General features: G+C 64.7%; 21 protein-coding genes and 1 tRNA gene. 8 read left to right on the top strand and 14 right to left on the bottom strand.

The annotated features are described in order from the left end of the window. Positions 1 to 259: 259 nt before the first annotated feature. The 5 genes from LB577_RS26535 to LB577_RS26515 all read right to left on the bottom strand — a co-directional run bounded on the left by LB577_RS26535 (position 260) and on the right by LB577_RS26515 (position 3,143). The gene (locus tag LB577_RS26535) at positions 260 to 499 is read right to left on the bottom strand and encodes a Trm112 family protein (protein WP_023769037.1); all 240 of its coding nucleotides are present in this window, start codon (positions 497 to 499) and stop codon (positions 260 to 262) included. Positions 500 to 584: 85 nt separating this feature from the next. Continuing rightward, the gene (locus LB577_RS26530; protein WP_023769036.1) at positions 585 to 1,256 is read right to left on the bottom strand and encodes an LON peptidase substrate-binding domain-containing protein; all 672 of its coding nucleotides are present in this window, start codon (positions 1,254 to 1,256) and stop codon (positions 585 to 587) included. 119 nt (positions 1,257 to 1,375) lie between these two features. After that, positions 1,376 to 2,401, bottom strand: a complete 1,026-nt coding sequence (gene trxA, locus LB577_RS26525) for a thioredoxin (protein ID WP_224689575.1) — start codon at positions 2,399 to 2,401, stop codon at positions 1,376 to 1,378. An 84-nt stretch (positions 2,402 to 2,485) separates the two neighbouring features. Further along, on the bottom strand, positions 2,486 to 2,983 hold the full coding sequence (locus tag LB577_RS26520; protein WP_224689574.1) for a prolyl-tRNA synthetase associated domain-containing protein: 498 nt from the start codon (positions 2,981 to 2,983) through the stop codon (positions 2,486 to 2,488). Further along, positions 2,964 to 3,143, bottom strand: coding sequence for a hypothetical protein (locus LB577_RS26515; RefSeq protein WP_224689573.1), 180 nt, complete (start codon positions 3,141 to 3,143; stop codon positions 2,964 to 2,966). The genes LB577_RS26520 and LB577_RS26515 overlap by 20 nt, the downstream gene beginning before the upstream one ends. 53 nt (positions 3,144 to 3,196) lie before the next feature. Here LB577_RS26515 and LB577_RS26510 point away from each other — a divergent pair. Further along, positions 3,197 to 3,271: transfer RNA gene (locus LB577_RS26510), tRNA-Gly, on the top strand. A 176-nt stretch (positions 3,272 to 3,447) separates the two neighbouring features. Here the strand turns inward: LB577_RS26510 and LB577_RS26505 are convergent. After that, positions 3,448 to 4,350, bottom strand: coding sequence for a DUF1353 domain-containing protein (locus LB577_RS26505; protein ID WP_224689572.1), 903 nt, complete (start codon positions 4,348 to 4,350; stop codon positions 3,448 to 3,450). A gap of 17 nt (positions 4,351 to 4,367) precedes the next feature. On the opposite strand from LB577_RS26505, the gene LB577_RS26500 reads away from it, so the two are divergent. Beyond that, complete coding sequence (locus LB577_RS26500) at positions 4,368 to 5,612, top strand: M24 family metallopeptidase (RefSeq protein WP_224689571.1); 1,245 nt, start codon at positions 4,368 to 4,370, stop codon at positions 5,610 to 5,612. A 205-nt stretch (positions 5,613 to 5,817) separates the two neighbouring features. Here the strand turns inward: LB577_RS26500 and LB577_RS26495 are convergent, their stop codons facing one another. The 5 genes from LB577_RS26495 to LB577_RS26475 form a co-directional block, all read right to left on the bottom strand. Continuing rightward, a complete protein-coding gene (locus LB577_RS26495) occupies positions 5,818 to 7,254 on the bottom strand; it encodes an amidase (protein WP_224689570.1) in 1,437 nt (478 codons plus the stop codon). 110 nt (positions 7,255 to 7,364) lie between these two features. Beyond that, complete coding sequence (locus LB577_RS26490; RefSeq protein ID WP_224689569.1) at positions 7,365 to 8,453, bottom strand: Gfo/Idh/MocA family protein; 1,089 nt, start codon at positions 8,451 to 8,453, stop codon at positions 7,365 to 7,367. Positions 8,454 to 8,809: 356 nt separating this feature from the next. Next, entirely contained in the window at positions 8,810 to 9,973 is a 1,164-nt protein-coding gene (locus LB577_RS26485) for an ABC transporter substrate-binding protein (RefSeq protein WP_224689568.1), read from the bottom strand. 64 nt (positions 9,974 to 10,037) lie between these two features. Then, positions 10,038 to 10,892, bottom strand: a complete 855-nt coding sequence (locus LB577_RS26480; protein WP_224689567.1) for an ABC transporter permease — start codon at positions 10,890 to 10,892, stop codon at positions 10,038 to 10,040. Beyond that, complete coding sequence (locus tag LB577_RS26475) at positions 10,889 to 11,722, bottom strand: ABC transporter ATP-binding protein (protein WP_224689566.1); 834 nt, start codon at positions 11,720 to 11,722, stop codon at positions 10,889 to 10,891. Before LB577_RS26475 ends, LB577_RS26480 begins: the two co-directional genes overlap by 4 nt. 314 nt (positions 11,723 to 12,036) lie before the next feature. Here LB577_RS26475 and LB577_RS26470 point away from each other — a divergent pair, with 314 nt between their 5' ends. The 3 genes from LB577_RS26470 to LB577_RS33330 all read left to right on the top strand — a co-directional run bounded on the left by LB577_RS26470 (position 12,037) and on the right by LB577_RS33330 (position 15,752). Then, on the top strand, positions 12,037 to 12,981 hold the full coding sequence (locus tag LB577_RS26470) for a MurR/RpiR family transcriptional regulator (protein WP_224689565.1): 945 nt from the start codon (positions 12,037 to 12,039) through the stop codon (positions 12,979 to 12,981). A gap of 286 nt (positions 12,982 to 13,267) precedes the next feature. After that, positions 13,268 to 15,064 carry an NAD(P)/FAD-dependent oxidoreductase gene (locus tag LB577_RS26465; RefSeq protein ID WP_224689564.1) on the top strand — a complete coding sequence of 599 codons (1,797 nt, stop codon included), beginning with the start codon at positions 13,268 to 13,270 and terminating at the stop codon, positions 15,062 to 15,064. 136 nt (positions 15,065 to 15,200) lie between these two features. Continuing rightward, positions 15,201 to 15,752: a CatB-related O-acetyltransferase gene (locus LB577_RS33330; protein ID WP_283257911.1), complete on the top strand. Its 552-nt coding sequence runs from the start codon at positions 15,201 to 15,203 to the stop codon at positions 15,750 to 15,752. A gap of 68 nt (positions 15,753 to 15,820) precedes the next feature. On the opposite strand, the gene LB577_RS26455 is transcribed toward LB577_RS33330, so the two are convergent. Next, positions 15,821 to 17,053, bottom strand: coding sequence for an amidohydrolase/deacetylase family metallohydrolase (locus LB577_RS26455; protein ID WP_224689563.1), 1,233 nt, complete (start codon positions 17,051 to 17,053; stop codon positions 15,821 to 15,823). A gap of 28 nt (positions 17,054 to 17,081) precedes the next feature. Beyond that, positions 17,082 to 17,447: a RidA family protein gene (locus tag LB577_RS26450; protein WP_031250770.1), complete on the bottom strand. Its 366-nt coding sequence runs from the start codon at positions 17,445 to 17,447 to the stop codon at positions 17,082 to 17,084. A gap of 215 nt (positions 17,448 to 17,662) precedes the next feature. Between LB577_RS26450 and LB577_RS26445 the strand changes: the two genes are divergently transcribed. Beyond that, positions 17,663 to 18,148: a hypothetical protein gene (locus tag LB577_RS26445; protein ID WP_224689562.1), complete on the top strand. Its 486-nt coding sequence runs from the start codon at positions 17,663 to 17,665 to the stop codon at positions 18,146 to 18,148. A 19-nt stretch (positions 18,149 to 18,167) separates the two neighbouring features. Here the strand turns inward: LB577_RS26445 and LB577_RS26440 are convergent, their stop codons facing one another. Next, positions 18,168 to 18,803, bottom strand: a complete 636-nt coding sequence (locus tag LB577_RS26440) for a methyltransferase family protein (RefSeq protein ID WP_224689561.1) — start codon at positions 18,801 to 18,803, stop codon at positions 18,168 to 18,170. Between the two features lie 410 nt (positions 18,804 to 19,213). Between LB577_RS26440 and LB577_RS26435 the strand changes: the two genes are divergently transcribed. Then, positions 19,214 to 19,897, top strand: coding sequence for a winged helix-turn-helix domain-containing protein (locus LB577_RS26435; RefSeq protein WP_224689560.1), 684 nt, complete (start codon positions 19,214 to 19,216; stop codon positions 19,895 to 19,897). Next, positions 19,894 to 21,264 (top strand): ATP-binding protein, encoded by a 1,371-nt coding sequence (locus tag LB577_RS26430; RefSeq protein WP_224689559.1) that lies wholly within the window; start codon positions 19,894 to 19,896, stop codon positions 21,262 to 21,264. Before LB577_RS26435 ends, LB577_RS26430 begins: the two co-directional genes overlap by 4 nt. Positions 21,265 to 21,583: the final 319 nt, after the last annotated feature.

The raw sequence follows: 21,583 nt of genomic DNA, 5'->3' as shown, positions 1-21,583 counted from the left end.
CCTTCGTTACCCACGGCGGAGCAGGAGTGAGAGGCAACCTTGACGTCGGCGGGACAGCGCCCCCCTCTGTCCTGCCGGACATCTCCCCCACTTGGGGGAGATCGGCAGCTTCGCCAGCCGGCCTGTCTTTCAACGCTGGAGATTGGCGAAAGCGGAGACAGCAGCCAATCTCCCTCCTTGTGGGGGAGATGTCCGGCAGGACAGAGGGGGGCGCTTTCCCGCTAGCCTCTGGCAATCTTCTCGTCGCATATGTTCGAATTTACGATGGCCCACCCAATTTCGGCGGCGACAGCACATCCTCCGCCGAAATCGTCCGCGCCTCGGAAGGCAGCATGATCGGGATGCCGTCGCGCACCGGATAGGCGAGCTTGGCGACCCGCGAGATCAGCTCGCCCCGCTCCGGATCCCAGGCCAGCGGCCCCTTGGTCAGCGGGCAGGCCAGGAGTTCCAGCAGCTTGGGATCGACAGTGGTCTTCCTTCCGTCACGCCCATCCGCCATCGCGCTCTCCTCCAGCTTCACGCCGATGATGTGTTGAGATCCGGGTCAGGCCGCCATTTGCAGGCCGGCCGGATATCGACGCATCTTACTGCAGGCTCGAACCAAAATCCTCGTTCTCGCGCGCCAGCGCCATCTCCGTGATGGCGATCAGCGTTTCGGCGCGCGTCTTCAGGTCCGCCGCTTCGAGCAGCGCCTGCTTTTCGGCCGGCCCGTAGGGCGCCATCATCGACAGCGCGTTGACCAGCATGGCGTTCTCGGCGCGGCTGACGCTTTCCCAGTCCGCCTCCAGGTCGTTGGCCTGGAGATAGGCGCGAAATGCTCTCAAAAGCGCGGGCCGGTCGATCTCGTCCGCCGCCTGGTCCTCATCGAGGTCGGCGAGGAAGGGCGCCGGCTTGGCCTGGCGAAACGGCGTCTTGACCGTCAGTTCGTGAGCGATGCGGAACCGGCACACGCCCTGCAGCGAAATCAGGTAGCGGCCGTCGCCGGTCTCGGAAAAGGCGATGATGCGCCCGGCACAGCCGACATTGCAGAGCTCCGGCTCGCCATCGTCGCGCAGCGCGCCGTCGAGGCGGGGCTGGATAACGCCGATGAGCCGCGAACCGGCAACCGCCTCGTCCACCATCTGCAGGTAGCGCGGCTCGAAGATGTTGAGCGGCATGCGGCCGCCCGGCAGCAGAAGCGCCCCCTCGAGCGGAAAGATCGGGATCGCTGACGGCAAATCCTTGGCGAGCCGGTAATGCGCGTTTCCCGCTTGCACCTCGTTCCTCCGATCGCTTCCACAAGGAAGCGCGTCAACTCTGCCTGGTTCCAGCCTGCTCTATCTGGCGCTTTGGCCTGATCTCGCAAGCCTGTGCGACAAAACAGCCGATAACCGGCTCAGGAAAACAGCAGCGACGACAATTTGCGCCGCGCGGCCAGCGTCGCCTCGTCGGTCATGCCCCAGGCCTCGAAGAACTGCAGCAATTGCGTCTTGGCGCCGTCTTCGTTCCACGCGCGGTCGGCCTTGATGATGGCGAGCAGATTGTCGGCCGCCGCCGTGCGCTCGCCCCTCGCGTTCTGGATCATGGCCAGATCGAAACGCGCCTGATGGTCGTTGGGATTGTCGGCCAGCCGGCGCTCGAACTCGGCCGGATTGCCAAGCGAAGCGGCTTGCGCCGCCAGCGCGATCTTGGCGCGCACGGCGGCAAGCGCCGGCGCATCCTTCTTGGCCTCCGGTGCCGTCGCCAGCAACGCTTCGGCGCCGTCCGTGTCGCCGGCCTCGAACAGCAACTCGCCCAGCCCGGCGATCGCCTCGATCGTATCCGGCGCCTGCGCCAGCACGGCGTCATAGATATCGGCGGCGGTCTGCATGTCGCCGGCGTCGCGCGCCTCGGTCGCCGCCGCCAGCGCCTCGGCCACGGCCGGCGCGCCATTGCCCTTGCCGCCGACCTTGGTGATGAATTCGGCGATCTGGCTCTCGGGGATGGCGCCCATGAAGCCGTCGACCGGCTGGCCATCCTTGAAGGCGATGACCGCGGGAATGGACTGGATGCCGAGCTGGCCGGCGATCGAGGGATGATCGTCGATGTTCATCTTGACCAGCTTGACCTTGCCGCCGGCGGCCCTGACCGCCTTTTCCAGCTGCGGGGTGAGCTGCTTGCAAGGCCCGCACCACGGCGCCCAGAAATCGACCAGCACCGGCTGGCGGCGCGATTCCTGGATGACGTCGGCGGCGAAGGCGGCGGTCGTGGTGTCCTTGATGACATCCCCAGCAGCAGCGGGACCGGCAGCAACGGGGCCGGCGGGCGCATCGCCAAGCGCGACTTTCGCGCGCGCGGGCTCGGTTCCGCCATACTGGACCGAGGTCGAATACTGGCCGCCATTGCTGCCGAATGACCCGCCAAACGGATTGTTGTCGCTCATCTCGTCACCCTTTCGGTTGCGCCGCCGGCCCGCGGGTCGGCGCAAAGTCTTCATTGGAAGTCGGTTTCGCCATCCATGTGGCGATCACGCCGAGACTTTCAAGATAGCAGCATCATGCCCGGTTGCCTCGACGAATCTGATCAGGTCGGCCGCCGCGATCGATGTCGTCGCTTCATTGGTCAGCGGATGCGCGTTGATAACGGCATGCTCCATCAAATCCTTGTCGAGCACCAGCTTGACCCGGTTTTCCCTGTCGTTGATGACGCCAAACACGGTAACCGCGCCCGGCGCGACGCCGAGAAGCTCCATCAGCATCTCCGGTTTGCCGAACGAAACCCGGCCGGCGGCGCCGATCAGCTGGTGGATCTGCTTGAGATCGACGACGGCGTCCTCGCCGACGGTCACCAGGAAGAAATTGTCCTTCTTGTCCTTCAGGAACAGGTTCTTGGTGTGCCCACCGGCGATTTCGCCGCGCAGCGCCTGTGAATCGGCGACCGTGTAGAGCGGCGGATGGCGTATCGTCGAAACAGCGATCCCGAGTTCGGCCAAAAATGCAAAAATTTCAGCTTCGGTTTTCGGCATCGATCTTCTTCTTCGTCCGTTTGCTTGCCTTGCCGTTTACGGCCAATAAGGCGGCAGACACAAGACCATCGCGCAAGGCGACGGTGAAATCCGCCCGGCGCCGGCGGTTTGCCGGCATCACCCCGGAGCTTGTAAAAAGGCTCGCGATTCCCTGTTGCAATCGCCGCGCTCTTCAGCCATATAGGCCCGGCTTGCGGCCAAGACGCCGTGTGAGCGGGTGTAGCTCAGGGGTAGAGCACAACCTTGCCAAGGTTGGGGTCGAGCGTTCGAATCGCTTCACCCGCTCCAATTTCCTTCAGGGAATCAAGCATCTACGAAAAAGGCCGGGCTATTGTCCGGCCTTTTCGTTTTATCCGGGCGGAAACCGGAAAAGCCCGGAAAAGCGAGCCTTTGAGCTGACCAAAGCCAGGGTGACCAGCAGCATCGGCATTTGCCCCGGGGCCCGTCTCAACACGGGGTCCGTCTCAAAATGTCACGCGAGCCACGATCTTCGCCGGCTTTGCCTGGGGAATTGCGGGCGCGATCGTCTCCGGAACCTGGAAAGCCCTCAAATTCCGTGCCTTGCTGGTCGATCCCGGTATGGCTGCCTCCGCGGCTGCGATGTCCTTCGCGCTGACCTGCAGGGACTTGCAAGCGCCTTTCTCATCCCAAAGGTTCCTGGCGATCACGCTTCCGACGGCAGCCGTTATGGCGTTTGGCGCCACGTCGTCGGGGGCAACTTGTCGAGCCTTGATCAGCGCCTTGACCGCTTCGCCGAGAATCGCGGCGGAATCGTCGAATTCTATTCCGCGAACCTGGTCGAACCGGTTCTCGCTGCTGCCGTCCACTATGCAATGGTGAGCGATAAAGACCCAATCATGAATCATATAGGCCGGCGCGTAGCCCCATGGCGACAGCCCCTTGAAGATCTGCGCGATTTTCGGGATCGAACCGCCATCCGTGTACATGAGACCCGGCTGGATCGTGCTGCCCGGAGCAGACGGATCCGATCGATGGAAGATCAATGGATCTCGTGGGTCGGGCACGAACAGGAAGTTTCCGTCGCCCGAACTGTTGCCCGCACCGACCCACATGACGAAAAGGCTTCCCGACAGCTGACCCGTGGTGAGTTTCTGATAGTCGATTGAACCGCACCCCGCCGCCATGGCGACGACCAGTCCCAACAGGCCCATGGCTGTCTTTTTCAGGGCACCGGCTTTGTCGATCCTCATGAAATCTCCCCCCTGCGCAAGTTTTGACATGGAATGCCATTCTTGTCTCGGTCGAGCTTTCCGGGACGCCGCCTTGCGGCTGCTTCGGCCAGGGATGATGAGGTTCGAGCAACCGGCTTGATTGTCCGCACCCGCAATGCTCCGTTGCCGCTTCAAGCATGCGGAGAAAGACTATGACCGGCTTTGTCGACCGCCAGCGCGCCACGCATTTGATGCAACGGGCCGGCATCGCGGCGCTGGTGCTCTCAGCGCCCGAGGCGTTCCATTATGCGACTGGCGCGTGGATCGGCCCGGCGGGCCTGTTCCGGCGTGCCGGCGGCGGCTTCGTCGTCATCCCGGCCCGGCAAGACCTGCCGATCGGCGTCGTGGTCGCCGACTTCAACGCGGCGCAGCTGCGGACCGCCGCGCCCGAGGCGGTGGTGCGCTCGCACCCGATCTGGATCGAATCCGCACCGGTCGAGACAGGATCTCACGGCCTCCCGTTGGCCGCGCGCATCGAGGCCGGCCTCGCCTCGCTCGGCCGCGCGCCCGATTTCTCCCGTCCCGCCACCTTCGATCTCGCCGGTTCGGTCCGTCAGCTGCAGGCGATGCTCGCCGAATTCGGACTGGCGCGCGCGACGCTGGGCGTCGACCTCGACTTTATCCCCGCCGCCGATTTCGCCGCCATCCAGGCGCTGCTGCCGGATTGCCCGATGGTCGACGGCTCGCCGGTGCTGGACAGGCTGCGGGCCATCAAATCGCAGCGCGAGATCGATCTCCTGCAGCAAGGCATTTTTCTCTCGGAAGCCGGGCTGGAGCGGCTGCAGGTGGATGCGATGGGCGGCATGCGCCAGGCCGATCTCGTCGCGCTCTACCGGCAAGGCGTCGCCGACGCGGCGGCCGGGCTGTCCCATGCGGTGGCGACGGCGGAATATGTGACGCTGGGCGCCCGGGCCAAGGGCGCCGACGCCAAGGCCACGGCCGGCGATCCCTTGAAGTGCGACATGGTCTGCACGGTCGGGTTCTATGCCTCGGACATGTCGCGCAATTTCACTTTCGGTCCGCCTTCCGCCGACCAGGCGGAACTGCACGCCATCGCCGAGCGCGCCTTCGAGGACGCGCTGACCGCGCTCGTGCCGGGAAACACGCTCGCCCATGTGCACCGCGTGACCACCGAAAGCCTGGCGCGGCAAGGGCTGCGCTCCTATCGCCGCGGCCATTTCGGTCACAGCGTCGGTCAATCGGTCTTCTCCGAACAATGGCCGTTCATTGCCGCCGACAGCGATGTCGAGATCGAGGCCGGCATGGTGCTGGCCTTCGAAATCCCGCTCTATATAGACGGCCTCGCCAGCTTCAACCTGGAAGACCAGTTCCTGATCACGCCGGATGGGCCGAGGCCGATGAACCGGCTGCCGAGGCGGCTGGAGACGATTGGGTAGGCCGCCACTCTACGACGCCCCCCTCTGCCCTGCCGGGCATCTCCCCCACGAGGGGGGAGATCGGCTGCCGTGACCGCTTTCGCCAATTTTCAACATTGCAAGAAGACGAGCCGGCGCCGAAACGTCCAATCTCCCCCCTTGAGGGGGAGATGTCCGGCAGGACAGAGGGGGGCGCCACGGAACTCGACGTTGATTGCCTAGCCAACTAACTACTCACCGGCGGCCGCCTCTCCCTCCACGGCATCGCCTGCTCCAGCTGCACCGACGCGGCCAGCACCGTCGCCTCGTCGCCATAGCGGCCGACCAGTTGCACGCCGATCGGCACGCCGCCTTTCGACCAGCCGAGCGGCAATGAGATCGCTGGCTGGCCGGAAATGTTGAAGGGGAAGGCAAACACCGCATCCGTCCATTTGGCGTTGTAGCGGTCGATGTCGGTCTCCGACATGTCGTAATAGCCGAACGGCCGCGGCAGCTGCGTCAGCGTCGGCGTGATGAAGAGATCGTAGGCGCTGAGATCGGCGACAATGTCGCGGCCGACCTGCCTGAGCTGCTCGACATCGCTGATGTGCCTGATGCCGCTGGTCGCACGGCCGCGCTCGATGATCGCCCAGGTCACCGGCTCGACGTCATCTGGGGTTACCGGCCGGCCGATCACCGTTTCATGGTAAGCGAAGGTCGCCGCCGTCTGCACGCAGGTCATGTTGGTGTAGGTCGCCCAGACGGCATTGGCGTCGAGCGGTACGTCGTGTTCCTCGACATCGTACCCCAGCCCTTCAAGCGTCGCGACGGTCGCCAGCACCGCCGCCTTCACCTCCGGGTCGATCGCCGTGCCGTTGGGCGGCGACACGGAAAAGCCGATGCGCAGCTTCTTCGGCGCCCGCGCCGACAGGATGAGCCAGGAGCCGTCCGGGACCGGCGGCGTATAGGGGTCGCCCGGCAGCGCGCCGGATACCGCGTCGAGATAGGCTGCGGTGTCGCGCACGCTGCGCGAGCAGCACAGGAAATAGGCGCCGCCATACCAGTAGTCGCCGAACGGCGCGAGGCTGACGCGGCCGCGCGACGGTTTCAAGCCGACGATGCCGCAGCAGGAGGCCGGAATGCGGATCGAACCGGCGCCGTCGCTGGCCTCGGCGATCGGCACCATGCGCGCGGCGATGGCCGCCGCCGCGCCACCGCTCGAGCCGCCGGGCGTGATGCCCTCCTTCCACGGGTTCTTCGTCGTACCGTAGAGTTTCGGCTCCGTGGTGATCGACCAGCCGTTCTCCGGTGCGTTGGACTTGCCGACCAGCACCAGCCCCGCCGCCTTCATGCGGCGCACGACCTCGGTGTCGAAGTCGGCGACGATGTCTTTCAGGTAGAAGCAGGAATTGGTGTTCGGCGCGCCGGTCCAGGACGAGGCGAGTTCCTTGAGCAGGAACGGCACCCCGGCGAAAGGCGCCGATCTGTCGACCGTTTGCGCCTGCGCGCGGGCCATGTCGTAGAGGCGATGGATCACCGCGTTGAGCGCCGGGTTGAGCCGCTCGACCAGCGTGATCGCCGCCTCGACCAGCTCCGCCGGCGAGACCTGGCCGCCGCGCACCAGTCCCGCCAGGTCAAGCGCATCGGACTCGGCATAGGTTTTCAGCAGACTGTCGGTGACCATCTTTCTCTCCCTTGCATGTTCCCGCATCGCCAAGGGCGAGCCCAGCCGTCGCGGTTGGATCATGCTGTGGTGGGGCTGGTTCCTCCTCCAGCGCCAGCAGCCGGATTGCGTCAGGCCAGCTCGACGGTGCGCCCCAGCACGATGCTCTGTTCGGCGGCGAGCACGATGCGCAGGCTGTTGACCGCCGCATCCATCTGCTCGGTCAAATCGAGATCCTCGCGGATGGCGCGCAGGAAGAAGGCTTGCTCGCGATCGCACAGTTCCTGATGGCCGGGCTCGTCCTCCATGCTGACGATCTCGTCCGGTTTGGAGAAATTCTTGTCGCCGTCGACCGAGGCATAGTGGATCTTCAACGCATCGGTCTTGGTGTGGCGGTCGATGTCGGCCGAATTGGAGACCTCGGCGTCCTTGTCATTGCTCGCGGCCTGGCCGGCGACGATCGACACCGCGCCCTTGGGCCCGACCACATCCTTCACGAAATAGGCCGTCTCGCTCATCATCGGCCCCCAGCCGGCCTCGTACCAGCCGACCGAACCGTCATCGAAGGTGACGTGCAGATGGCCGTAATTCTGCTTGTCGGCCTCGGCCCAGAGCTTGGCGCCGATGCCGTGCACGCGCACTGGCTTGGCGCCGGTGAGCTGGCACATGACGTCGACATAGTGCACGCCGCAATCGACGATCGGGATCAGCGAATCGATCAGGTTCTTGTGCCAGTGCCAGGCGGTGCCGCTGCTCTGCTGGTTGAGGTTGAGGCGCATGACCAGCGGCTTGCCCAGCGTCTTGCCGACCTCGATGAACTTGATCCACGAGGGATGGACGCGCAGGATATAGCCGAGCACCAGCTTGCGGTTCTTCGCCCGTGCGGCGGCCACGACCTTTTCGGCGTCCTCGATGTTGGTGGCGAGCGGCTTTTCCATGAACACATGGCAATCGGCCGCGATCGCCTTCAGCGCATATTCGGCGTGCGTGTTTGGCCAGCTGTTGATCGACACGGCGTCCGGCCTGGTTTCCTTCAGCGCCAGATCGAAATCCTCGTAGAGCGGATAGCCGGCTAATTCCGCCGGTATCTTCGTGTTGCTCTTGATCGAGCGGCTCATGATGCCGACGATCTGAAAACCGTCCGAGCGGTGATAGGCGCTGGCGTGCGAGGCGCCCATATTGCCGAGACCCACCACCAGCACTTTTACCTTGTCGGCCATCTCAGCCTCCTTAATTCTTCCTTGAATGTGCGCGGCGATCGGCTGCCGCTCGTATATCTATCCGGGACAATCACCTCAGGTCAGCGCCGCCGCCCTTGGCCCGCCTTGGCTCCTTTCCTCTCCCCCGTCGATCGGGGGAGAGGTGTCGAGCGAAGCTCGACGGAGTGGGGGTCGACCTTCGCGCCCACCTAAGGGTTACTTGCTCGCCAGATCGTGCCTATCTTGCGACGACTGCGCGTTTGGCGAACGCCTTCCCCCACTCCGTCGCCGCTGCGCGGCGCCACCTCTCCCCCCTCCGGAGGGAGAGGAAAGGAGCCAAAGCGGGCCAAGGGCGGCGCTCACCTCGGCGCTGACCCTCACTTCACCGCCGAATCGAACAGATGCGCCTTGATCTTCTCGACATCGAGCGCGGCAAAACCTTCCGACAGCTTGACGCCGTCGGCATCGGCCTTGACCTTGGCCTTGTCGAAGTCGTTGGCCGCGGGAATGAGGTCGTTGGTGCAGACGTCCTCGGCCTTCACCGGATTGGTGATCTGGCCGATCTTGTGGATCTCGTCGAAGAAGCCCTGCCAGCTCGCCATGTCGTGCGAGCCCCAGCCGCCGCGCTTGTCCATGTCGCCACGGAAGACATTGATCTGCTGCAGGATCGAGGTGGTGCCGAGTTCCGGCCCGAGATTCTTGGCCAGTGTCGGGAATTGCTCGAACACCGCTTCGACGGCCGCGCGTGGATTTTGATAGCCAAACTCCAGGCCCATCGCCCAGCCGCGAAGGTATTTCTCCAGGAATGCCTTCTTGTCGGGATCCTCGAGGTCGGCGGCGCGCACCACGAACGTGTTGGCCGGCAGCTTGGAGTTCTTGACGCCGAGCCAGTATTCGAAGTCGAGGCCCTTGGCGATCCATTCGGCGCGCAGCCCCTCCCATGACAGGGCAGCGTCGCCCTGGCCGCCGGCAAGCGCGGTGCCCCAGGTCGGCCAGCCGGCCTCGACATATTTGACCTTCTTGATGTCGACGCCCTGCGCGGCGAGCAGCGGATCGGTGATCGACTGCCAGGCCGCGGAACCGAGCAGGATGGTCTTGCCTTCGAGCTTCTTGAGGTCGTTCGACCCCTCGCCCTTGCGGAAGGCGATGCTGAACGTGTCGCGCGCACCCATGTGGAACACCGACTTCAGCTTCATGCCGTTCTGAATGGCGAAGGAGAACACGCCGGGTGACGGGAAGCCCATGTCGGCCTGGCCGACATCGACGAACTTCACGGTCGCGGTGCCATCCGACGGCCCCGGCTGCATGTCGGTCTCCAGCCCGTCGAAATAGCCGGCCTTCTTCGCCGCCCAGTAGGGGTAGTCGTCGAGCACTTCGAGCGTGCCGCGCGGCGAGATCCAGGTGAATTTTCCATAGGCCTCGGCCCGCGCCTTGAAGCCGGTGGCGCCAAGCGCCGTCGCCGTCACCAGGCCGGCGCCGGTCACCTGCAGGAAAGTGCGGCGGCTCATTCCCGCCTGTTGGACGAAATCGTCTTCGGTCATGGCATTCCCCTTTTTGTTTGACGTCAGTCTGCCGCCCGCCTCCCGGGCGTCTTGCTTTAAACCCTCATGCCTCCCAGCTCGCCCATTTCTTGCCGATCAGGAAGAACAGGACGTAGATCAGGATGCCGAGCGTCGACAGGATCAGCACCACGGCGAAGAACTGCGGCATCTGGATCATCGACGAATAGGTGGTCAGCCGGTTGCCGAGGCCGAAGCCGCCGCCGACCATCTCGGCGCCGACGGCGGTGAGCAGGCCGAAGATGGCGCCGATCATCAGGCCGACCAGGATCATCGGCAGGGCCATCGGCGCGCGGATCTTCCAAAAGATCTGCAAGGTGCTGGCGCCATAGGAACGCGCCAGCGCGATCTTGGCGCTGTCGACGCGGCGAAAGCCGGTGGCGGCATTGATCATCACCATCGGCCCGGCGGCCAGCGCCACCGCGATGATGCGCGGCGTGTAGCCGAAGCCGAAGCGCAGGATGAGCAGCGGCACCAGCGCCAGCATCGGCGTGGTGACCAGCAGCAAAATGTAAGGCGCGACGATTTTTTCCGCGAACGGGAACTGGGTGATGACGGCGGCCAGCACCAGGCCGACGACGGCGCCGATGGCAAAGCCAGACACCAGCTCGACCAGCGTGTAGCCGAGATGCGGCGCGATCAGCGGGAACTCGTCGAACAGCGCATAAGCAATCGAGCTCGGCGGCGGCATGATGTAGAGCGGCACATGGAACAGCCGCAGCGCCAGTTCGATGCCGCCGATGATAATGACCGCGACAGCGAGGATTGCCGCCACTTCCTTGCCCGACTTGATGCCGGGACCGCTGGCGAAGGCCGACAAATTGGTCAGGCTGACATCGTGGCCGTCACCCGACTTGGTGCCCGACTTGGACTTGGAGAATTCCGGGATGGCGTCGCTCACGGCCTGATCCTCACGATCTCGGCGCTGGTGCGCTCCTGTTCCGGCGGCTTCGGCCTGGCGCGCTCGCCGACAATGTCCAGCTTGATCCGGTTGGTGAGGTCGAAGACCTCCTTGGTCGCCATGATTTCCAGTGAGCGTGGCCGTGGGAACGGCACGCGGTATTCCTTGGCGACCCGTCCCGGCCGTGCGCTCAGCACCACCACCCGGTCCGAGAGAAAAATCGCTTCCTCGATGCTGTGGGTGATGAAGACGATGGTGGTCTTGGTGTCGAGCCAGATCTCCTCGACCAGCCGATTCATCTCCTCGCGGGTAAAGCTGTCGAGCGCGCCGAACGGCTCGTCCATCAAAAGCACCGATGGCTTCAGCGCCAGCGCCCGCACGATCGCCGCGCGTTGCTGCATGCCGCCCGAAAGCTCGCGCGGGAACTTGCCGCCGAAGCCGTCGAGCCCGACCCGGTTGAGCAGATGCGCGATCCACGCCCGGTCAGGCTTCTCGCCCTTGATCTCGAAGGGAAAGCGGATGTTGGCGTCGAGATTGCGCCACGGCAGCAGGTTTGCTTCCTGGAAGACGATGCCGATATCGGGATGCGGCCCGGTGATCGCTTTGCCGTCGAGCCGGATCTCGCCGCTGGTCAGGCTGTGCAGGCCCGACATCGACCACAAAAGCGTGGTCTTGCCGCAACCGGACGGGCCGACGATCGAGACGATTTCATTGGCGCGGACATCGAGGCTGCAGCGGTCCAGCGCCAGCAGGTCGCCGGACGCCGTGTGATAGATCTTGGTCGCTGCCTGCACGCCAAGCTTCGGCGTTGTTATCTCGCCCGCGTTCATCCGCCCCTCGGAGACTGCGTGATGATCCCAATGGTCATCGGACTGCCGAAAATCAGTCTGTAACTATCCTACTTTGCTGTCAAGCACCGGCGGCGGTAGCCGTATCATCAAAATTCCACCGAAAGGCTATAGACTTGTTTTTGCAATATTTTCTACGTCTTGAATTCTGTGTTGCTTTCCTACATACTTGTCGAGAGAAGCGCGAACATGCCCCCTGCGGCACGTAACGGTTGCACCGTGGCCGGGCGCATGGAACGACAGCGTGCAAACGTGATAAGAGGTCCGGTCCAAAGGGGCGGAGGAAGACCCACTTCATGACCGAAGCTGCGAGCCACGAAGAACCTGTTCCAGATCACGACCAGGATGGGCGCGAGCCTGTCAGGCGCATTCCCGACATCATCTCGCTGGTCAAGGATTCCTACGGCGAGTTGCGCCGGGCCGAGCGCCGCGTCGCCGATGTCGTGCTCGACGACGTCAAATACGCGGTCGACGCTTCCAACGCCGCCCTTGCCCAGCGCGCCGGGGTCAGCGAACCGACGGTGACGCGGTTTTGCCGCGCCATCGGCTGCGAGGGCGTGCGCGATTTCAAGCTCAAGCTGGCTCAGAGCCTCGTCGTCGGCGCGCTCTATTTGGCCAAGTCGCCGGCGCCGGGCAGCGGCAACGGCATGCCATTCTGGAATGCCGTGTTCGGCGAGGCGCGCCGGGCGCTGCAGGAGGCCGAGCGGCAGCTCGATCCGGTTGAGCTGGAAAAGGCCGCCGAGCTGATCGCCAAGGCGCGCCAGGTCACGGTGTTCGGGCTGGGCGGCAGCTCTTCGGCGCTGGCGCAGGAAACCCAGTACCGGCTGTTTCGCTACGGCATCACGGTCAATGCCCAGTGCGACCCCTATCTGATGCGCATGACCGCCTCGACCTTGAAACCCGGCGACCTGGTGATCGCGATCTCTGCGACCGGGCGCACGCGCGAGGTGATCGAGGCCGTCGAACTCGCCAAGCATTACCGCGCCAACGCCGTCGGCGTGACCGCGCCCGACACGGAGCTCGCGCGCGCCTGCGACGTCAGGCTGACGGTCGCGGTGCCGGAATATCCCGACACGCTGAAGCCGACCGCCTCCCGCTATGCCTTTCTGGCCATGATCGACCTGCTCGCCGTCGCCGCGGCCTACAAGCTCGATGCCTCGGCCCGCGAGACCGTGCGCCGCATCAAGTACAACGCCCAGATCCATCGCACCGGCAAGGAGATGGAGCCGCTGGGAGATTAGGGCACATCTTCCACCTTCTCCCCCTTGTGGGGTGAGCAGCCGGTTCGCGTAAGCGAATTCATCGTGCCGGTGGCACGATGAAAGGCCGGCGAACGCTGGGACGCTGCGAAGCAGCGGGGACCCAGCAGGGTGGATCGGCTACCACGCCCGGCCCTTCGCAGGCTCAGGGCGTTCGAAGCTCGAAAAGCCAAGCAATTGGCTTTTCGTTCGCTGCGCGAACCGCTTCTCACCCCGCAAGGGGAGAAGGAAGGACCGCGCGATACCAAGCTGAGGAAAGAGGCAAGACATGCTCGAAATGGCACCATCGAAACAGGCCGCCGCATGGCTCGAATCCCTGGCACGCGCGCTCGAAGCCGGTGACGTTTCGGCAGCAAGCAACCTGTTCGTCGACGACTGCTACTGGCGCGATCTGCTGACCTTCACCTGGAACGTCACCACCATGGAAGGCCGCGAAGCGATCGCCGACATGCTCGAGGCAACGTTCGCCACGACGAAGCCGACCGCATGGCAGCTCACCGGCGAGGCGACCACCGACGAAGGCACGATCGAGGCGTGGTTCAGCTTCGAAACAGCGGTGGCCTGGGGACAGGGCATCATGCGCCTGCGCGACGGTCGTTGCCGGACCTTGTTCACAGCGATGACCGACCTCAAGGGGTTCGAGGAGCGCAAGGGCGCGAAACGGCCGCTCGGCGTGCGCCACAAGGCCGACCCCGAGCGCGAGACCTGGTCGGAGGCGCGGGCGCGCGAGACGCGCGAGCTCGGCGCATCCGAGCAGCCCTATTGCCTGGTCATCGGCGGCGGCCAGGGCGGCATCATGCTCGGCGCGCGGCTCAGGCAGCTCGGCGTGCCCTCGATCGTCATCGAGAAGAACGCGCGGCCCGGCGATTCCTGGCGCAACCGCTACCGCACGCTCGTGCTGCACGACCCGGTCTGGTACGACCATCTGCCCTATATTCCGTTCCCGGAGAACTGGCCTGTCTTCACGCCCAAGGACAAGATGGGCGACTGGCTGGAAATGTACACGCGCGTCATGGAGCTCAACTACTGGGTCGCCACGAAATGCCTCAGCGCTTCCTATGACGAGGCCAAGAAAGAGTGGACCGTGGTGGTCGACCGCGTCGGCCGGCAGATCACGCTGAAGCCGAAGCACATCGTCTTCGCCACCGGCGCCTATGGCCCGCCCCGGAAGATCGATCTGGCCGGCGCCGACCAGTTCAAGGGCGAATTGCTGCACTCCAGCCAGTATGCCAGCGGCGAGAAATTCCGCGGCAAAAAGGTTGCGGTCATCGGTGCAGCAAGCTCGGGGCATGATGTCTGCGTCGACCTCTGGGAAAGCGGCGCAGACGTCACCATGATCCAGCGCTCGCCGACCACCGTGGTCAAATCGGACACGCTGATGGAGGTCGGCTTCGAGATCTTCTCGGAAACCGCGCTGGCGCGCGGCATCACCACCGAGAAGGCTGACATGATCGTCGCCTCGACCCCGTTCGCACTGGTGCCCAAGGGCCAGCGCGCGCTCTACGAAGTGATCAAGGCGCGCGACGCCACCTTCTACGACCGTCTGCGCGCCGCCGGCTTCGCCCTTGATTTCGGCGACGACGAGACCGGCCTGCTGATGAAGGCCTACCGCACCGGCTCCGGCTATTACATCGATGTCGGCGCCTCGGACCTGATCATCGAAGGCAAGATCGGCATCCGCAGCGGCGTCGCCATCAAGTCGCTGACGCCGAACGGCATTCTGTTCGAGGACGGCAGCGAACTCGAGGCCGACGCCATCGTCGCCTGCACCGGCTACCAGTCGATGAACGAGAATGTCGCGGCACTTGTCTCGCGCGAGGTCGCCGACAAGGTGGGCCCGTGCTGGGGCCTCGGCTCCGGCGTCAAGGGCGATCCCGGCCCCTGGCAAGGCGAGCTGCGCAACATGTGGAGGCCGACGGCACAGGAAGCGCTCTGGTTCCACGGCGGCAATCTGGCGCTGTCGCGCTTCTATTCGAAATACGTGGCGCTGCAGATCAAGGCCCGGATGGAGGGTATCGCAACCCCGGTTTATGGGAAGCCGAGCAATTCTTCGCGTCCGAGCTGAACCGAACCGGCGCCCTGGACCAGCACCCTGGATCGAATCTCTCGCAAAGTCTGAGATGCGAGGAGGATTTCCGCTATAATGGCCGTAACTCGGGGGAGGAACGCGGATGGGGTGGTTAAGAGGGTTACGCATAAGGTTGGGCCTGAAGAAGGATCCGTTGCCACCCCTTCCAGGTGTCGAGATCGGTCGCCACACTTACGGTCTCACGAAAGAATCGTTCTTCGTCCCGCATCGCAACGTGCCGGTGCGGATAGGCTCGTTCTGTTCAGTCGGCCCAGGCGTTCTGTTCATCTGCGCGGCCGGTCACCGCCTCGACACCGCGACCACCTATCCGATCCAGTTTGTGGACGGGAAGATCCACAATGCGCCCGGCACAACCGGCAAGGGGCCAATCACGGTCGGTCACGACGTTTGGATCGGCGCCCGCTGCATTATCCTTGCCGGCGTGACGATCGGCAATGGCGCGGTAATCGGCGCGGGCAGCATCGTCACAAGGGACATTGCGCCCTATGCCATCGCGGTCGGCAATCCGGCTCGCACCATCCGGTACCGATTCGAGCCAGAGGTGATTGACCGCCTGCAGTCACTGAAATGGTGGGACTGGCGAGACGACCTGATCCGCGAACGCGTCGAGCTGTTGACGGCGATGGGTGTCGAGCGTTTCTTGAATGCGCCGGGCATCGCGTAATTACGACCCGGCGTAATGGTATCGGCGGTCAATCAGCCGCTCGACGCAGCGTGGCCTTCGCGGGCGGATCAATCGTGCCGATGCCCGAAATGCCTTGCGGCCACCTCGACATGCGTATGGTGAGCATGCGCGTCGAAACGCTCGGTCTCATCATGGTCGGGCGCCTCGTTCGGCCACCATGTGCCGCCGATGACGATGCCTTCCGACACTAGCCGCTGGTCGGCGACCAGTGAGGCGCCGACCGCGTCGACGAAGGTGAAGCGGCCCGGCCGCTGCCGGAGCACGGCGACGTCGCCGACCGTGCCGACAGCCAGCGTGCCGAGGTCCGGCCGTGCGATCGCCCGCGCCGGCCCTTGCGTCGCCGCGCGCAGGACCTCGACCAGCGGCATGCCGAGCGCCATCAGCTTCGACATGCAGACCAGAATGTCGAAGGCCGGCCCGTCGACGCAGTAGAGATGCACGTCGCTCGAGATCACGTCGGGCGCCAGCCCCTCGGCGAGCATTGCCCGGGCGACGTCGAAATCGAACGAGCCCATGCCGTGGCCGAGATCGAAAATGACGCCGCGCTCGCGCGCCAGCCGCATGTCGGGCCGCACCGCGCCGGAGGCGAAGACCGGCGCGTTGGGAAACGGCCGGAAGCAATGGGTGAGGATGTCGCCCCGGCGCAGGCGCGGCAGCACTTCGGAGCGGCCGGGCGGCGGCTCGTCTATATGCGCCATCAGCGGCAGGCCTGCTTTGTCGGCGGCCTCCAGCGCGAGATCGACCGGGGCGATGCCGCTGGTGCCGCCGGCATGCTTGCCGGAGCGGACTTTGACGCCGACCACGACATCGGCGTGCTCGCGCGCGGCGGCAACCACTTCGCGCGGCTCGCAGAGCCTGAGATCGCCGCATTCGCCGACCGACACCGTCTGCGAGAAGCCGAAAATGCCGGCAAAGGAAATGTTGACATAGGCCAGGATGCGCACCTTCGAACGCTCCATGACGTGACGACGGAAGCCGAGGAAATTGCCGGCGCCGGCACTGCCCGCATCGATGAAGGTGGTGGTCCCGCTCTTGGCCGCCAGCCGGTCGGCATCGACGCCGAGCGAGGTGCCGCCCCAGTAGACGTGGCTGTGCAGGTCGATCAGGCCGGGCGCCACGATGCAGCCCGTCGCATCGACCATCCGTGCGGCCCGATCAGCCGGAATGTCGGCATCGACCGCCGCGACACGGCCATTGGCGATGGCGACGTCGCGCGGTGCGTCGAGGCCAGCCGCCGGATCGATCAGCCGTCCGCCCTTCAGCAGGAGGTCGAATTGCATTGGGGGAACCTCCGCTTCGTTGTCTTTGTCAGACCGGCCGGTAAGCGACGGCCTCGACTTCGATCTTGATGTCGATCATCAGCCGCGACTCGACCGTGGTGCGGGCCGGCGGGTCCTTGGGGAAGTGCCTGCCGTAGACGGCGTTGAAGGCGCCGAAGTCGCGCGCGTCCTCGAGCCAGACCGTGGTCTTCACCACATCGTCCATGGTGCAGCCGGCCAGCGCGAGCGCGGCCTTGACGTTGGCAAGCACCTGCTCGGTCTGTTCCGTTATGCCGCCCTTGACCACGATGCCGTCGCTGCCGACCGGAACCTGGCCCGAGACATAGACGAAGTCGCCGGCCCGCACGGCGGGCGACAGCGGCACATGGGACGTTCCAAAAGTCTGCTTGGGCAAGGGGTGACCTCCTGTGATAACGCGGCAGTGCGCCCTGGCGCGGCCGCCTTGGCCGAGATTTACCCCGATCGGGACGATCCGGATAGAGGCCTTGTTGGAAAGCAACATTCTTCGAAATCCACGTTGCTTTATTACAGAAGCGCCTGCATCGTGCGTGCGCCGGGCGGCTCCCGAAACCGCCAAGGATCCGTGCCTTCCCGACTGGAGAAACCACAATGACCTTCGACAAGAACCCGTTTCCACCAGGCGATGCCGACCGCCACGCGCTGTGGGAGATGCTGGTGCGGCGCGACATCGACGCCTTCATCGGCCAGGACTGGCCGATGGTCGAACATGATTTCGTCGCCGAGAGCTTCTTCGGTATGCACGCGCATTTCCTGTCCAACGCCGACGCCTGGCGACTGCAATTCCCCAGGCTGGAAATCTATCGCGACGAGTGGCTGCGCCAGGCGAGGGAAACGGCGGCGACGGAATTCGCCGAGCCGCTGCGCGAGGCGCTGTTTCGCGTCACCAATTTGCGCGACATCGATGTCGACGGCGACCGCGCCGTGCTGCACAAGAAGTTCGACGGCACCGTCGCCAAGGCGGATGGCAGTGGCGACCGGCTGAAATGGCAGACGCTGTATTTCTGCAGGAAGGTCGACGGCAATTGGAAGATCGCGGGCTTCGTCGGCTACATGCCCTATCCGCTGGGCGCCTGAAGCTGCCGCGTCACCATGATCAGTAGAGCGTGATGAAAGCCGGAAACAGCAGGCCGGTGTGCCTGAAATACTCGATCAGCTCGATGACCGGGAAGATGGCGAGGAAATAGAGCCCGTCGAAGAATGTGCGCTTGAGCGCCCGGGGCGAGAACTGCAGCTGATCGTCGTCACGGTAGAGCAGCGGATTTGGCCAGAACCGGGGAGTAGCCTTGATATAGGCGGCATAGGCTGGGCCGAACTTGCCCAGGAGATATTCGGCCTCCTTGCGCGCCGTGAAACGGAAGATGAGGAAGCTGGCCACGCCAAGCACGCCGGCCGCCACCAGCGAGCCGTAGAGCAATCCGATGCCGATCGCGCCGATCGTCGAGAAGAAATAGAGCGGGTTCTGGCTCATCGAGAACGGTCCGGTCGAAACCAGTTCCTCGTTCTTCTTGCCGCCGACATAGAGGATGCTCCAGAGCCGGCCGGCAACGCAGGCGAGCACCAGGCAGAAGCCGAGGAATTCGAGCGTTTCGTGGCCGTTCGAGCCTTCGCTCAGCGCCGGCTTGGTGAGGAACAGAAGCAGCACCGCGAGCACCGCCGCCGCCCGCACGAAGATCAGCCGCTTGCGCTGGGCGAAGGCCTCCGTGACCGGCTTGAGGGAAGCGTAGCTCATTTGTGTTTTCCTGGGGCGACAGGCCCGGGAGCACTGGGGCACGCCATTGATGGCGGATACAAGGCAGTGGCTTTCTATCAGCGCACTACGCGGCTTTCGTAAAGGCCCTTTGGCTGACCGGCACCCATTCTTACGAAATTGTATGCCGGCGGACAGGCTGGCGCGAACTCGATTGCCTATTGTCGAATGCCGGATCGTTTCCGGCCGGCAATCATCGACCTTGGGATTTCGGCCGTGCTCCGCCCCACCGCACCGAAACACAACAGGGTCTCCGACTTCGTTTTACCCTCTCGCTCGGCACTGCCGCCCGCGGTCTTGCCGCCGAGGCATTCCGAACGCGTGACCATCCTAGGAACGGACCCATGCCGGTGATAGCCTCTCCCCGATATCGGCAATCAACCGGACCAGCCATGCGACTTCTGCTCGTCGAGGACGACCACAGGACGGCCGACTACATCGTCAGGGGGCTGACCGAGGCCGGACATGTCTGCGACCTGCTGCGCAACGGCCACGACGCGCTGTTCGCGGCGACCAGCGGCAACTATGATGTGATCGTTGCCGACCGGATGATCCCCGGCCTCGACGGCCTGTCCCTGGTCAAGGCGATCCGCGCGGCGGGTGTGCGCACGCCGGCGATCTTCCTCACCTCGATCGGCGGCATCGACGACCGCGTCGAAGGGCTGGAAGCCGGCGGCGACGACTATCTGGTCAAGCCCTTCGCCTTTTCCGAGCTGCTTGCCCGCATCAATGCGCTCGGACGCCGTCCGGCGGCGCAGGAGCAGAAGACGGTTCTGCGGGTCGCCGACCTCGAGATGGACCTGATCATGCGGCGCGTCGTCAGGCAGGGCCAGCCGATCGACCTGCAGCCGCGCGAGTTCAGCCTGCTGGAGGTGCTGATGCGCGGCGAGGGCCGCGTCATCACCCGCACCATGCTTCTGGAGCGCGTCTGGGATTTTCATTTCGACCCCAGGACCAGCGTCGTCGAGACCCATATCAGCCGGCTGCGCGCCAAGGTCGACAAGCCGTTCGAGACCCAGCTCATCCACACCGTCCGCAACACCGGCTACAGCCTGCACGCATCGCCTTCGCCATGACCGCGACATGGGTCCGCCTGCTGCGCAGCACGCCGTTCCGGCTCGCGCTGACATTCGCCTTCCTGTTCATGCTGGCCTTCGTGCTGTCGGGCGCCATCGTCTACCAGATGATGAGCGCCGATCTCGCCGAGCAGCTCGACGACACCATCAGGGAGACCTACTCGGTCATCGCCGCGACCTATGCCGACAAGGATCTCAAGGAACTGGTGGAGACCGTCCAAAGCCACTCGGCGCGCAGCCTGAAGAAGGAACAGCTGTTTTCGCTTACCGACGCCGCCGGCGAGCGCCTGGCCGGCAACTTCACCGCGGCGGGACTTCCCGACGGGTTCTCGGCCTTCGACGCCGTATTGCCCGGCGTGCCGCCGGACACCGGATATCGCGCCTTTTCCGGCGCGGTCGGCGGCAACACCCTGACGGTCGCCTTCAGCCTTTCCGAGACGGAGGAGCTGGAGACGATCATGCTGATGAGCTTCGGCTGGGCCACTCTGATCATCACCGGCCTGGCGGTGGCTGGCGGCGCCCTGCTCGCCTCGCGCGTCCAGCGCCGTCTCGATGGCATTGCCGCCACCATGGTCGATGTCTCGCATGGCCGGCTGCACACCCGCATTCCACTGACCGGCAAGGGCGACGACATCGATCTCGTCTCCATCCAGGTCAATGCGGCGCTCGACCGGCTGTCGGGCTTGGTCGAGGGCATGAAGCAGGTCAGCGCCAACATCGCGCACGATTTGAAGACGCCGCTCAACCGGCTGCAGATGATCCTGGAAAGCGCGGCCGACAGAGCCGGGCAGGACCAGGACGTTTCCGGCGATCTGGCGGATGCACGCGCCGAGGGCCATCAGATCAACGAGACTTTCGACGCGCTGTTGCGGATCGCGCAAATCGAGGCTGGCGCGCGCAAGGCGCGCTTCACCGATGTCGATCTCGGCGAGATCCTGGAAACCATCGCGGAGATCTATGCCGACGTCGCCGAGGATGACGGCAAGTTGCTGTCATTGGTGCAGCCGCGGGACGTGGCGGACCGTATCCATGGCGATCGCGAGCTGCTGACGCAGATGTTCGCCAACCTAGTCGAAAACGCGCTGCGCCATTGCCCGCCGGGCACAACGATCAAGCTGTCGGTGGCGCGCGACGGCGACCATGTCCTAGCCGCAGTCGCCGACAATGGACCAGGCGTTCCGGCCGAGGAGCGTGAAAAAGTGTTCCAGCGGCTCTATCGGCTGGACCACAGCCGCTCGACGCCGGGCAGCGGCCTTGGCCTCAGCCTGGTCAGGGCTATCGCCGACCTGCACGGGGCATCGATAGCACTGGAGGATTGTCGGCCTGGGCTGGCGGTGGTGGTGAGCTTTCCCATCGCAATGGATTAGCCGGCGAAGATACAGCCAATCTCCCCCCTTGCGGGGGAGATGCCTGGCAAGGCAGAGGGGGGTGCTGTCCCGCCAACCTGTCGATGTCTGGCGACCAATCGGTAGGCTCACGCCTACAACAAACCGGGCGAGGCCGGCGTTCCGTCACACCCCCCTCTGGCCTGCCGGCCATCTCCCCCGCAAGGGGGTGTTTGGACCGGGGACATCGCGAACAGGTGTGCGAGGACATCGCGAACAGTTTGGCGTGCTTTGCGCCGGGAGGTTCGCGATGCCATTTGGGGACACCAGTGTGATGGATGGGAAGTTGGAGTTTGTGCGT

Source organism: Mesorhizobium sp. B283B1A (assembly GCF_020165735.1).
Lineage (GTDB): Bacteria > Pseudomonadota > Alphaproteobacteria > Rhizobiales > Rhizobiaceae > Mesorhizobium > Mesorhizobium opportunistum.
This window is presented reverse-complemented; position numbering and strand designations above follow the sequence as displayed.

Bases quoted from the DNA above. Each gene is read 5' to 3' on its own strand.
- LB577_RS26520 (WP_224689574.1), bottom strand. From the start codon at position 2,983: ATGCCGAAAACCGAAGCTGAAATTTTTGCATTTTTGGCCGAACTCGGG.
- trxA (WP_224689575.1), bottom strand. From the start codon at position 2,401: ATGAGCGACAACAATCCGTTTGGCGGGTCATTCGGCAGCAATGGCGGC.
- LB577_RS26500 (WP_224689571.1), top strand. From the start codon at position 4,368: ATGACCGGCTTTGTCGACCGCCAGCGCGCCACGCATTTGATGCAACGG.
- LB577_RS26430 (WP_224689559.1), top strand. From the start codon at position 19,894: ATGACCGCGACATGGGTCCGCCTGCTGCGCAGCACGCCGTTCCGGCTC.
- LB577_RS26470 (WP_224689565.1), top strand. From the start codon at position 12,037: ATGACCGAAGCTGCGAGCCACGAAGAACCTGTTCCAGATCACGACCAG.
- LB577_RS26535 (WP_023769037.1), bottom strand. From the start codon at position 499: ATGGCGGATGGGCGTGACGGAAGGAAGACCACTGTCGATCCCAAGCTG.
- LB577_RS26490 (WP_224689569.1), bottom strand. From the start codon at position 8,453: ATGGCCGACAAGGTAAAAGTGCTGGTGGTGGGTCTCGGCAATATGGGC.
- LB577_RS26445 (WP_224689562.1), top strand. From the start codon at position 17,663: ATGACCTTCGACAAGAACCCGTTTCCACCAGGCGATGCCGACCGCCAC.
- LB577_RS26495 (WP_224689570.1), bottom strand. From the start codon at position 7,254: ATGGTCACCGACAGTCTGCTGAAAACCTATGCCGAGTCCGATGCGCTT.
- LB577_RS26465 (WP_224689564.1), top strand. From the start codon at position 13,268: ATGCTCGAAATGGCACCATCGAAACAGGCCGCCGCATGGCTCGAATCC.
- LB577_RS26440 (WP_224689561.1), bottom strand. From the start codon at position 18,803: ATGAGCTACGCTTCCCTCAAGCCGGTCACGGAGGCCTTCGCCCAGCGC.
- LB577_RS26435 (WP_224689560.1), top strand. From the start codon at position 19,214: ATGCGACTTCTGCTCGTCGAGGACGACCACAGGACGGCCGACTACATC.
- LB577_RS26475 (WP_224689566.1), bottom strand. From the start codon at position 11,722: ATGAACGCGGGCGAGATAACAACGCCGAAGCTTGGCGTGCAGGCAGCG.
- LB577_RS26485 (WP_224689568.1), bottom strand. From the start codon at position 9,973: ATGACCGAAGACGATTTCGTCCAACAGGCGGGAATGAGCCGCCGCACT.
- LB577_RS26455 (WP_224689563.1), bottom strand. From the start codon at position 17,053: ATGCAATTCGACCTCCTGCTGAAGGGCGGACGGCTGATCGATCCGGCG.